This is a genomic window from Microbacterium sp. GW823-FHT02G05 (assembly GCF_058797175.1).
The window spans coordinates 1,809,074-1,820,818 of sequence record NZ_JBXAJK010000001.1 but is presented as its reverse complement, the minus strand read 5'-3'; the positions used below and the strand labels follow the sequence as shown (position 1 = coordinate 1,820,818).

13 protein-coding genes are annotated in these 11,745 nt (G+C 66.6%); 4 read left to right on the top strand and 9 right to left on the bottom strand.

The features are described from left to right. Positions 1–11: 11 nt before the first annotated feature. Complete coding sequence (gene pth, locus AC1REM_RS08865; RefSeq protein ID WP_492514292.1) at positions 12–596, bottom strand: aminoacyl-tRNA hydrolase; 585 nt, start codon at positions 594–596, stop codon at positions 12–14. A 68-nt stretch (positions 597–664) separates the two neighbouring features. Continuing rightward, positions 665–1,249: a 50S ribosomal protein L25/general stress protein Ctc gene (locus tag AC1REM_RS08860; RefSeq protein WP_492514485.1), complete on the bottom strand. Its 585-nt coding sequence runs from the start codon at positions 1,247–1,249 to the stop codon at positions 665–667. A 185-nt stretch (positions 1,250–1,434) separates the two neighbouring features. Between AC1REM_RS08860 and AC1REM_RS08855 the strand changes: the two genes are divergently transcribed. Together AC1REM_RS08855 and gnd are read left to right on the top strand one after the other, a co-directional pair. Then, the gene (locus AC1REM_RS08855) at positions 1,435–1,560 is read left to right on the top strand and encodes a hypothetical protein (RefSeq protein ID WP_271171528.1); all 126 of its coding nucleotides are present in this window, start codon (positions 1,435–1,437) and stop codon (positions 1,558–1,560) included. A gap of 124 nt (positions 1,561–1,684) precedes the next feature. Continuing rightward, positions 1,685–3,136 carry an NADP-dependent phosphogluconate dehydrogenase gene (gene gnd / locus AC1REM_RS08850; protein ID WP_492514291.1) on the top strand — a complete coding sequence of 484 codons (1,452 nt, stop codon included), beginning with the start codon at positions 1,685–1,687 and terminating at the stop codon, positions 3,134–3,136. Between the two features lie 57 nt (positions 3,137–3,193). Here the strand turns inward: gnd and AC1REM_RS08845 are convergent, their stop codons facing one another. The 7 genes from AC1REM_RS08845 to AC1REM_RS08815 form a co-directional block, all read right to left on the bottom strand. After that, positions 3,194–4,450, bottom strand: coding sequence for an FAD-binding oxidoreductase (locus AC1REM_RS08845; protein WP_492514290.1), 1,257 nt, complete (start codon positions 4,448–4,450; stop codon positions 3,194–3,196). A 46-nt stretch (positions 4,451–4,496) separates the two neighbouring features. Continuing rightward, on the bottom strand, positions 4,497–5,138 hold the full coding sequence (locus AC1REM_RS08840; RefSeq protein ID WP_492514289.1) for a bifunctional 4-hydroxy-2-oxoglutarate aldolase/2-dehydro-3-deoxy-phosphogluconate aldolase: 642 nt from the start codon (positions 5,136–5,138) through the stop codon (positions 4,497–4,499). 2 nt (positions 5,139–5,140) lie between these two features. After that, positions 5,141–6,298, bottom strand: coding sequence for a galactonate dehydratase (gene dgoD / locus AC1REM_RS08835; RefSeq protein WP_492514288.1), 1,158 nt, complete (start codon positions 6,296–6,298; stop codon positions 5,141–5,143). After that, positions 6,295–6,867, bottom strand: coding sequence for a gluconokinase (locus tag AC1REM_RS08830; RefSeq protein WP_492514287.1), 573 nt, complete (start codon positions 6,865–6,867; stop codon positions 6,295–6,297). Before AC1REM_RS08830 ends, dgoD begins: the two co-directional genes overlap by 4 nt. Positions 6,868–6,870: 3 nt before the next feature. Then, positions 6,871–7,725: a carbohydrate ABC transporter permease gene (locus AC1REM_RS08825; RefSeq protein ID WP_492514286.1), complete on the bottom strand. Its 855-nt coding sequence runs from the start codon at positions 7,723–7,725 to the stop codon at positions 6,871–6,873. Beyond that, complete coding sequence (locus AC1REM_RS08820; protein WP_492514285.1) at positions 7,722–8,645, bottom strand: carbohydrate ABC transporter permease; 924 nt, start codon at positions 8,643–8,645, stop codon at positions 7,722–7,724. Before AC1REM_RS08820 ends, AC1REM_RS08825 begins: the two co-directional genes overlap by 4 nt. 72 nt (positions 8,646–8,717) lie before the next feature. Beyond that, positions 8,718–10,022, bottom strand: a complete 1,305-nt coding sequence (locus tag AC1REM_RS08815; protein WP_492514284.1) for an ABC transporter substrate-binding protein — start codon at positions 10,020–10,022, stop codon at positions 8,718–8,720. A gap of 135 nt (positions 10,023–10,157) precedes the next feature. On the opposite strand from AC1REM_RS08815, the gene AC1REM_RS08810 reads away from it, so the two are divergent. Together AC1REM_RS08810 and AC1REM_RS08805 are read left to right on the top strand one after the other, a co-directional pair. Then, entirely contained in the window at positions 10,158–10,982 is an 825-nt protein-coding gene (locus tag AC1REM_RS08810; RefSeq protein WP_492514283.1) for an SDR family NAD(P)-dependent oxidoreductase, read from the top strand. A gap of 14 nt (positions 10,983–10,996) precedes the next feature. Further along, positions 10,997–11,740, top strand: coding sequence for a FadR/GntR family transcriptional regulator (locus AC1REM_RS08805; protein ID WP_492514282.1), 744 nt, complete (start codon positions 10,997–10,999; stop codon positions 11,738–11,740). Positions 11,741–11,745: the final 5 nt, after the last annotated feature.

Genomic DNA, 11,745 nt, shown 5'->3' with positions numbered 1-11,745 from the left:
GGGCGCTGCGCTCAGGCGCGGGGCACGTGATGCTTCTGCTGTGCGGCGACGAGTCCCTCGCCGATGAGCTGCTCCACGGCATCCGCCGCATCCGAGACCAGGATCGGCAGGTTGGCGCGCTCGTCACCGCCGAAGGGTGAGAGCACCCAGTCGGCGGGATCCTGACGACCGGGAGGGCGTCCGATTCCGACACGCACACGCGGGAAGTCGGCGGTGGTGAGAGCCTGAGCGACATCGCGGATGCCGTTGTGCCCGCCGTGCCCGCCGCCGACCTTGAGCTTGATCGTGTCGAAAGGGATGTCGAGCTCGTCGTGGACGAGCACGATGCGCTCCGGGGGAACCGAGTAGAAGCGACTCAGGGCCGCAACCGGGGTGCCCGAGACGTTCATGAACGTGTTCGGCTTCACGAGCACGATCTTGTCGCCGCCCGGCCGCTCCCAGGTCTCGACGACCCGGGCGCCGCCCTTGTGCTCGCGGAAGCGCTCACCGCGCCGAGAAGCGAGCTCGTCGACCACGAGCTGACCGACGTTGTGCCGGGTCGCCTCGTACCGCGGTCCTGGGTTTCCCAGGCCGACCACCAGCCACGTCTGCACCATGACCCCATCCTTCCGGAACGACGAAGGGGGCGCGACTTTCGTCGCACCCCCTTCTGCGAAGCGAGTGATTACTCGGCAGCGGCTTCCTCAGCCTCTTCTGCCGGCTCTTCCGCGGCAGGAGCGACGACCGCGATGAGCAGCACGTCGGGCTCTTCAGCGAGCGAGACGCCCTTCGGCAGAACGACGTCGCCCGCAGTGATGTGCGTGCCGTCTTCCTTGCCCTCGACGGTGACCTCGATGCTCTGCGGGATGTGCGTGGCCTCTGCCTCGACCTTGATCGTTGCGACCTCGACCGTGACGATGTTGTTGCCGAACGGCTCGCCGGTCACGACGAGCGGAACCTCGACGATGACCTTCTCGCCCTTCTTGACGACCAGCAGGTCGATGTGCTCGATGATCTGCAGCACCGGGTCCTTCTGCACGTCCTTGACGAGCGCGAGCTGCGAGGCGCCCTCGATGTCGAGGTCGAGCAGCGCGTTGGCGCGACGGATGATCAGCGAGACCTGGTGGCCGGGCAGCGACACGTGCACGGGCTCGGTGCCGTGGCCGTAGATCACGGCGGGGATCTTGCCTGCAGCGCGAAGGCGGCGGGCGAAGCCCTTGCCGAAGCTGGTGCGGACCTCGGCGACGACCTTGGTGTCTTCAGTCATGATGTTCTCCTCTAGGACGCGCGGCGAAGGCGTCGCGCGGTGGTCTGGAATCTGTCTTCTCGAACGCAGACGCGTGAGGAAAGCCACCGGGCTTGCTTCGCCGCGTCGATAACGGATGCGTGCGCACGCGCAGCATCCCTCGCCGAGGAACTCCTCCATGGTACCTGAAAGCCGCTAGCATGAAGGACATGCTTGACGCCGCCTTCCTTTCCCATGCCCTCTTCTGGCTGATCGGTGCCATGACCGTCTGCGCCACGGTTCTCGCAACCGCCGCGCTCTTCTCCATGGGCCGCTCGGGCTACCGCAAGGACTGATCGAATCGCCGCATGCACATGCGGTAACAGCGCGCCCTCGGGCGACAGCATCCGACTACGCTGGAAGAACCCGCGATCACGCTCGTGACGTTGCGGGCTTCCCCCGCATACGGAAGGTGCTTCTATGTCCTCTGCCGGCACGGCAAATATCGGAGTCGTCGGACTCGCAGTGATGGGCTCGAACCTCGCCCGCAACCTCGCCAGCCGCGAGGGCAACACGGTCGCCGTGTTCAACCGCAGCTACGAGAAGACCGAGACGCTGGTCACCGAGCACCCTGAGGCGGGCTTCATTCCGGCGAAGACCTACGAAGAGTTCGCGGCCTCGCTGCAGAAGCCGCGCACCGCGATCATCATGGTCAAGGCCGGCCGTCCGACCGACGCCGTCATCGAATCGCTCATGGAGGTCTTCGAGCCGGGCGACATCATCGTCGACGGCGGCAACGCCTACTTCCCCGACACGATCCGTCGCGAGAAGGCTGTGCGCGAGACCGGTATCAACTTCGTCGGCGCCGGCATCTCCGGTGGCGAGGAAGGCGCACTGCTCGGCCCGTCGATCATGCCCGGCGGATCCGACGAGTCGTGGGTCACTCTCGGCCCGATCCTGAAGTCCATCGCCGCGGTCGCCGAGGGCGAGCCCTGCGTTACGCACGTCGGCCACGACGGCGCCGGCCACTTCGTGAAGATGGTGCACAACGGCATCGAGTACGCCGACATGCAGCTCATCGCAGAGGCCTACGACCTCATCCGTCGCGGCACGGGCAAGTCGCCCGCCGAGATCGCCGAGATCTTCGCCGAGTGGAACCGCGGCGAACTCGAGTCGTACCTGATCGAGATCACCGCCGAGGTGCTGCGCCAGATCGACGCCGAGACCGGCAAGCCGCTCGTCGACGTCATCGTCGACCAGGCCGGCGCCAAGGGCACGGGCGCATGGACCGTCCAGACCGCGCTGTCGCTGGGCGTCCCGGTCTCCGGCATCGCCGAGGCGACCTTCGCACGCTCGCTGTCGTCGCACCCTGAGCAGCGCGCGGCCGCCGCGGCGCTTCCCGGCCCCGACGAGGCTTTCACCGTCGCCGACGAGGACGCCTTCATCGAAGACGTCCGCCAGGCGCTGTACGCCTCGAAGATCGTCGCCTACTCGCAGGGCTTCGACGAGATCCGCGCGGGGGCTGCCGAGTACGACTGGCAGATCGACCTGGGCGCTGTCTCGAAGATCTGGCGCGCGGGATGCATCATCCGCGCCCAGTTCCTCAACCGCATCGCCGACGCCTACGCCGCCGCTCCCGAGCTCCCGGCACTGCTGACGGCACCGTACTTCGCCGAGGCTCTGGGTCGCGGCCAGGCCGCATGGCGCCGTGTCGTCATCGCCGCAGCGCAGGCGGGCATCCCGGCGCCGGCGTTCTCGTCGTCGCTCTCGTACTACGACGGCATCCGGGCCGACCGCCTGCCGGCCGCCCTCGTGCAGGGCCAGCGCGACTTCTTCGGCGCGCACACGTACAAGCGCATCGACAAGGAAGGCACCTTCCACACGCTGTGGTCGGGCGACCGCACCGAGATCGAGGCAGAAGACACGCACTGACGTTCACGTCAGGGTGAGAACGGGCCGGAGACCACAGCGTCTCCGGCCCGTTCTGCGTCACGCGTCGATGTTGTGATTGCGTCGGAAGACGTTCTTCGGGTCCCACGTCCGCTTGAGCGCACGCAGCTGAGTGAGCGCCCCACCGTCGTACAGCGTGGGCACGTCTTCGTGGCGTTCCTGATCGGCGAAGTTCGCGTACTGGGCGCGGCGGCCGGCGGCGATCGCAGCCCACTCTCGGGCAAGCGCTGCGCGCTCAGCGTCGTCGATGAGTCCGGGAATGTCGAACCCCCCTGCCAGAACGAACCAGTTCGCGTCTCGCGCGGGAAACGCACTGTCGTCCTGCGCCACATCCGCGAACGCACCGCCGAGTGAGCGCAGGAACACGACGGATGCGGGGTGAGCCTGACGAAACGCGACCAACTGGTCGATGAGGGTGTCGTCAAGCTCGCGGAAGAGACCGTTGCCGCCGATGAAACCCGGAGGCGCAGACTCGGCGTCGGGTGCGGGCATCTCCATCAGGATGTCGCGGTATGCAGGCGTGGTGATCTCGACCGCGACGCCGGAGAGCTCGGCGACGGGCGCGAGGGCCGCCCGCAGCCGCTCCGGTTCGGGTTCCGCCCACACCGCGCTCAGACGCGCCCCGGCCGGAGCGCTCGGGTCCATCGGCGGCACATCCATGTACGTGATCGTCAACTGCCGCGGCGCGCCCTTCATCAGGTCTCGCGTCGCACGCAGGACTTCCGCAGCGTCGCCGTCGATCACGCCTTCGGCGAAGGCGATGCCGCGCAGCGGATGAGCCTGGAAATCGAAGCGAGTGACGACACCGAAGTTGCCTCCGCCCCCGCGCAGTGCCCAGAACAGCTCCGGTTCGTGCAGCGCAGAGGTCTCGACGACCTCGCCCGACGCGGTGACGACCTGCGCGCCGATGAGCTGGTCGGCGGCAAGGCCCCACATCCGGACCATCCAGCCGATGCCGCCGCCGGTGGTCAGACCTCCGACACCCACGGTGGACGTGTCGCCCGAGCTGATCGCGAGACCGTGACCGGCGAGCTCCGCGGCGACCTGGCCCCAGGTCGCGCCACCGCCGACGCGGACGATCGTGCCATCGACCTGCACGTCGGCGAGGTCCGCGAGCTCGAGCCGCATACCGCCGACCTCTGTGCGCGCCCACACGCTGTGCCCACCGCCGACGACGACGAGAGGAACGGCTTCTGCCGCGGCGCGGACCACGGCGTCCGTCACGTCCTGCACCGTCGCGGCGCGGATTACTTCGGTCGTGCGATTGTCTCCGGTTGCCTGTGTGGATTCACCCATGCGTGCACATTAGACGCCGTCACCGACATCCGAAAGAGCGCCCTCTTCAGCGCTTCCCCGCTGCCGTCGCCGCGACGAAATCCGCGGCACGCACGGCGAGCGCGTTCAGGTCGCCGCCGGGCTGGGCCGCATCGCCGACGAGCGGCCCGCCGATCCCGACGCCGAACGCACCCGCGGCGAGGTACGACGGAATCGTCTCGAGGCCCACTCCCCCGACCGGAATGATCCGGGCGTCCGGGAAGGGATCGCGCACGGCGCGGAGGAATCCGGGACCGAGGGAGGCCGCAGGGAAGAGTTTCACCGCGGCGACGCCGCTGTCCATGCCCTGCTGCACCTCCGTCGGGGTGAAGACTCCCGGCAGCACCCCGATGCCGGAGCGTACGGCGTAGGCCACCGACGCCGTCAGCGTGGGGGTGACGATGAACTGTGCACCGGCGGTGATCGAGCGGTCGACGTCGCTCTCGCTGAGCACGGTTCCGGCACCGATGAGCGCACCGGCGGGAGCATCCTGAACCACCTGCGCGATCGCCTGCTCAGCCTCGGCCAGCGTCAGCGTGATCTCCAACGTCGTCACACCGGCGCCGATCAGCGTGAGCGCGGTCTGGACGGTCTGATCGACGTCCGTGCCGCGGATGATCGCGACCAGTCGCGTCTCGGCGATCCGGTCGCGCAGCGCTGCGTTGTCCACGGTCACCACTCTGCCACCGATCCGTCGGCGTGGCGCCAGATGGGGTTCTGCCACCGCTCCCAGCCTGCGGATGCTGCCCGCACGGCCGACTCGTCGATCTCGATGCCCAGACCGGGGCCGGTCAGGCGCTCGAACCCGCCGTCGACGAACGCGAACGGCGCGGTGTCGGCGACGTAGTCGAGCACCTCCGCGCCCTTGTTGTAGTGAATGCCGATCGACTGCTCCTGGATCAGGTAGTTCGGCGTCGAGAGGCCCACTTGCAGACAGGCGGCAAGGGCGAGCGGCCCGAGCGGGCAGTGTGGGGCGAGCTGCACATCGAACGTGTCGGCGAGCGAGGCGATACGACGGACCTCGGAGATTCCTCCCGCGTGCGAGAGATCCGGCTGGGCGATCGCGATCCCGGCGTTCAGCACGGGCAGGAACTCCTGGCGGGAGTACAGCCGCTCCCCCGTCGCGATCGGGATCGTCGTGGCATCCACCAGATGCCCGATCACGTGTGAGTTCTCCGGAACGACCGGTTCCTCCATGAAGAACGGATGCAGCGGCTCGAGCAGTCCCGCGACTCTGCGCGCGGTCGCCAGCGTGAAGCGTCCGTGCAGATCGACGGCGACGTCGCGATCCGGGCCGAGGACCTCTCGCGCGCTCGCGACACGGGCGACCACACCGTCGAGCTCGGCGACCGAGCCGTTGCGACTCATCTTGCCCGAGGCGTTCATCTTGACCGCGGTGAGCCCCACGGCCATCTGTGCGGCGATGTGATCGGCGACCTCTGAGGGGTCGTCTCCGCCGACCCAGCCGTAGGCGCGGATCCGGTCGCGTACGGCCCCGCCGAGCAGCTCATGCACGGGGACGCCCAGGCGCTTGCCCGCGATGTCCCAGAGGGCCTGGTCTACACCCGAGACCGCGCTCGCGAGCACCGCACCGCCGCGGTAGAACTGTCCCTTGGTGAGCACCTGCCAGTGGTCTTCGATGCGGGAAGGGTCCTTGCCGAGGAGATACTCGGCGAACTGGTCGACCGCAGCACGCACGACATCGGCGTAGCCCTCCAGCGAGCCCTCGCCCCAGCCGACCAGGCCCTCGCGCGTCTCGATGCGTACGAACAGCCAGCGCGGCGCGACGGGAAACGATTCGACGCGGGTGATCTCATCTGCGGTGGTCATGGCTGCTCCTGGTTCGCGCAGTCGCGCTGATAGTGCTCGAGAACGGTCTCGACGATCCGCTCGGGCGTGGGTTCCACGTTGACGCGGATGCCGCGCTCATCATCGGCGAGCGGCTCGAGCGTCTCATACTGCGAGGCCAGAAGCTCCGGAGGCATGTACTCGTGCGTGCGGTCTCGCACGCGGTCCTGCACGAGCTCGATGGGCCCCCATGGTTCGACGACGTACGCGGTGGCAACGTGCGCACGCAGGACATCACGGTAGCTGCGTTTGAGCGCGGAACAGGCGATCACGACTCCCCCGCTGCTCTGATGCTCAGCCAGCGCCTCGCCGACGATGTGCAGCCACGGCGCGCGATCCTCATCGCTCAATGGCTGCCCCGATGCCATCCTCTCGACGTTGCGCGCAGGGTGCAGCCGGTCGCCGTCGATGAACGGCACCCCCAGCCGACTTGCGAGCAGAGTGCCGATCGTCGTCTTGCCCACGCCCTGTGTGCCCATCACGACGATGGCCACGGGGCGCGTGGGCGCGACAGGGCTCGGGCCGCCGTCGTGCGCGGCCGTGTGTGTCATCGCTCAGCCCTTCGTGGCGCCGGCGGTGAGGCCAGAGACGATGTACTTCTGCGTGAACAGCGCGATCAGCATGATCGGGAGCGTCACGATGACAGCGGCAGCCATCAGCCCACCCCAGTCGATGCTCGCGTAGCCGACGAAGTCGAAGATCGCGACAGGAAGCGTCTTGGTGCTCGATCCGGACAGCACGAGCGCGAACATGAAGTTGTTCCACGCGAAGATGAACGACAGGATGCCCGCGGTTGCGACACCGGGCATCGACAGCGGGAGCGTGATGCGCAGGAACGCGCCGATCGGGGTGAGACCGTCGACCTGTGCGGCCTCTTCCAGCTCCTCCGGCATCGAGTCGAAGTACGACATCATGATGTACAGGATCAGCGGCAGCGAGACGAACATCATCGACATGATGAGGATCGTGTAAGAGCCGACCAGCCGCATCTGGGAGAACACGAAGTACCAGGGCACGAGCAGGCTGACACCGGGGATGATGCGGGCCAGCAGCACGACCATCGCCGACTTGCCCATGACGAACCGGCTCATGCTGTACGCCGCGGGAACCGCGAGCACGAGCGAGAGCACGGTCGCGACGAACGCGACGAAGAACGAGTTCCAGATGTAGGCGGCGTAGTTCGCCTGCCCGAAGACGGTCGCGTAGTTCGCGAGGGTCGGGACGAAGCTGAAGAACTTCGACGGATCGTAGATGTCGACGTTCGTCTTGAAGCTCGCCAGCACCATCCACACGAGCGGCGCGACCAGGGCGAACACGACCAGGGCAAGACCGAGGAAGCGTCCGAACGACGGCAGGGGGAACTTCTTGCGTCGCGCTTCGGGGAGCACGAGGAGAGTCGTAGCGCTCATTTGTTCAACGCCTTCTTACGCAGGGAGAGGATCCAGATGAGTCCGATGATCATCAGGAAGAAGAGGATGAGAACCGTCGACGCCTGGCCGTAGCGGTTGTAGTCGAAGCTCAGACCGTAGGCATAGGTGTTGAGCGTCTCCACCTCGTGGAAGGACCCTCCGCCCTTGCCCTTGGTCGCGTAGAGGATGTCGAAGGTCTTCAGCGCATCGATGCCGCGGAGGATCACCGCAGCGATGATCGTCGGCGCGAGCAGCGGGAGCGTCACGTACCAGAGACGCTGCCACCAGTTCGCTCCGTCGACACGGGCGGCCTCATCCGGCTCCTCGGGAAGCGCGGTCAGACCCGCGAGGATGATCAGCGTCACCATCGGCGTCCATTGCCAGACGTCGACGAAGATCAGTGTGCTCAGCGCGGTGTCCGGACTGCTCAGCCAGGGCTGCGCGGGAATGCCGAACCACGAGAGCATCTCGTTGGCGAAGCCGATGTTGGGTTCGAAGATCAAGCGCCACATCATGCCGATCGCGACAGGCGTCGCGACGAGAGGGAGCAGGATGGCGACGCGCACGAGCTTCTCACCGCGGAAGGGCTTCCACAGCATGAGGGCGATCGCGATGCCGAGGATGACCTCGAACAGCAGCGCGCCGCCGGTGAAGTAGACGGTGCGTCCGACGGCCGGCCAGAAGCGCTCGGTGTCGGTGAGGACCTTGGCGTAGTTCTCGAATCCGATGAAGTCGAAGGGAGCCCTCACTGACCCCTTCGAGTTGGTGAAGCTCAGGTAGAGCGTCCAGACGAGGGGGAAGATCAGAAGCAACGCGATGAAGATCATCGCGGGCGCGGCAAAGACCCATTTGCGGTGCTTGTTGACCCAACGGGAATAGCGTCCCCAGGTTCCGAGGTCACGGCGTGCGGCACTGCTCACCGGCGTCTCCTTTGTTGGTACCGGCGGGGGCGGGCGTCGCCGCCCCCGCCGGTGGTGGATGAATCTAGGTGCTTAGTTCTCGTCTTCGAGGAAGGCGCCGAACTTCTCCTGCGCGCTCTTCGCTGCTCCGGGGACGTCGCCTCCGGTGATGCCGACGACGATCGGGTCGCCCACGATCTCGCGCGCCTCGGAGACGTTCACGACGAGCGGGCGGTCGTAGCCGACACCGTTCTTCGCGTTCTCTGCGATGGCATCCGCCAGCGCGGGCGGGAAGCTCGCGGTGCCCTTCGGGTCCGCCCACACAGAGGTACGCGCTCCGGGCACGCCCTCTTCCTGCACGGCGAGAACGCTGTCGAAGCTGGTCGCCCACTTGATGAACGCCCAGGCGTTCGCCTGGTTGCTCGATCCCTCGTTGATCGCGAGGCCCCACGACGGGATCGCGTACGGCTTGGAGCCTGCGGGTCCTGCCGGGAAGGCGGCGTAGCCGAGCTTGTCGAAGACGGTCGAGTTCTCTTCCAGCGCGAGGTTCTGGTAGAGGCTGCTCGCGTCGGTGTAGAACGCTGCCTGGCCCTGGGCGAAGATCGCCGCGGCCTCGGGCCAGCTCATGTCGGTGCTGACGTTTGCCGGACCGTACTGGTTGAGCAGACCGCCGTAGTACTCGTAGGCCTCGACGGCTTCTGGGGTGTCGACGCTGGCCTTGCCGTCGTCCATGAAGTCACCGCCGAAGCTGTAGAGGAAGCTCGAGAACTGCGTGACCGCCGCCGAGCGCGCCGTGCGGGCCACGAAGCCTGCGACACCGGGGTTCGCCTCGGAGATGGTCTTGGCTGCCGCCGCGAGCTCGTCGAGCGTCGTGGGGACCTCGAGTCCTGCCGCCTCCAGCAGGTCGGTGCGGTAGTAGAGAACCTGAGACTCCGTGATGAGCGGCACGCCGACGACGGCACCTTCGTAGGTCGTCGTCTCGACGGGACCGGACTGGAAGTCGCTCCAGTCCCAGTCGGCGTCATCCTTGACGAGATCCGTGAGGTCGGCCATGTAGCCGTTCTGGGCGAAGAGCTTGCCCTCCTGGAGCGGGCGGTACATCATGACGTCGAGTTCGTCGGTACCCGCGTTCAGCTTCACGTTGTACTGGTCGGAGAGCTGGTCCTCGCCGAGCTGGGTGAGCTCGACCTTGATCCCGGTCTCCTTCTCGAACTCGGGGATCTTCGACTTGATGATGTCGGTCCACACGTGGTTCGCCAGTGTCACGCGAACGGTGCCGCCGCCTTCACCCTCTCCGCCGCTGCCGGCGTCGCCACCGGGAGCACAGGCCGCAAGAGTACCTACCGCAAGGATTCCCGCTGCCGCGACGGCGGCGGTCCTGAATACAGCTCGATGCATCTTCGCATCTCCTTCTCTGTGTCTGCGCTTCGGTGCGCGATGTGATGAAGAACCTTGGCGTCGGGTGCCGAAGGTGCCATTATTCTAATAAATCATACTTGTAACGCAAGTGCGAGGATCAGAAAGGATTCCCCGGTGCACATCGACATCGCAGGAAAGGTCGCCGTCGTCACAGGCGTCGGCAAGGGTATCGGCCATGAGATCGTCACGACGCTCTCCCGAGAAGGTGTCACCACCGTGTCGATCGACGTCAATGCTGACGATCTCGCCACGATCGGTGCAGAGCTGGATGCCACAGGAGCCGCGCACCGCGAGTTCGTCTGCGACATCCGCGACAGCGCGCAGATCGCCGAGGTGATCGCCGCCGTCGAAGAGCAGTACGGCCGTATCGACATTCTCGTCAACAATGCAGGAGTGGCAGGAAACGGCCCGATCGACGGTCTGGACGAGAAGACCTGGGACTTCGCGCACGACGTCAACCTCAAGGGCACGTTCCTGATGTGTCGCGCTGTGCTCCCGATCATGAAGCGGCAGCGCGCTGGCCGCATCATCAACGCCGCATCCTTCGCGGCCTTCGTTCCGATCTACGGAAGCGCGGCCTACGCCTCCTCGAAGATCGCTGTCGCGCACTTCACGCGCGCCCTCGCCGGGGAAGTGGGCCCGTGGAACATCACGGCGAACGCCTATGCCCCCGGAATGGTTCCGACGTCGCTCAATCACTTCGATGAGCTCCCCCAGCCGGAGCAGTCCCGACTTCTCGACACTCTGAGCCTTCGCAAGTGGGGCAGCAAGTCGGATATCTCGAGCCTGATCTGCTTCCTCGCCTCCGACCTCGCCGGCTACATCACCGGTACACTCATCGACATCAGCGGGGGAAAACTGGCGACACAGGTTCCCCGACTCGCCTATGAAGCAGCCGCAGCTGAAGGCGAGTACGATTTCGCGGCCGACGGCAGATGAACGGGGGCGCCCGAGTGGCGGATACCAGCAGTGCGCGCTACCGCGCGCGCATCGGAAGCGGGCTGTATGCCCACGTGGTCGATGTGCTGGGGCAGGAGATCATCGACGGCGTCATCGAGCCGGGCACCATCGTCTACGCCGACCAGCTGTGCGACCGCCTCGGCGTCTCACGCAGCGTCGTGCGCGAGGGTATCCGCACGCTGAGCTCCATGGGGCTCGTCGAAGCGCGCCCTCAGGTAGGCACGCGCGTGCTTCCCCAGACCTCTTGGGACCTCCTGAACCCCTATGTCGTGAAGTGGCGCGGGCAGGGCCCCACCTATGCGTTGCAGATGAAGCAGCTGCTTGAACTCCGCCTCGGCATCGAGCACGCCGCCGCGGGGCTCGCGGCGCAGCGTATCTCGGCCGAGAGCGCTGCGGAGATCCTCGAGCGTGCTCAGATCATGCAGCAGGCCTTCCTCGACCATGATGCGCGCAAGTTCTTCGAGATGGACGCAGGCTTTCACCGCCTGCTTCTGGAAGGCACCGACAACGCGGTGATGGCCCAACTGGCCGACACGATCGGCGCGACCCTCGATGCCCGTGGACACGACACGCGACCCGGCATGCACGACATCACCGCCGAATCGGTGGCGAATCACATCCGCCTCGCGGAGGCGCTCGTCGCGCGCGATGTGAACAGCGCGCAGGAGATGGCGCTCACGCTCGTCCAGCGCACTCTGGAGGAGTTCGAAGAGGTCAGCGCACGCTACGGCGTGTGATCGCC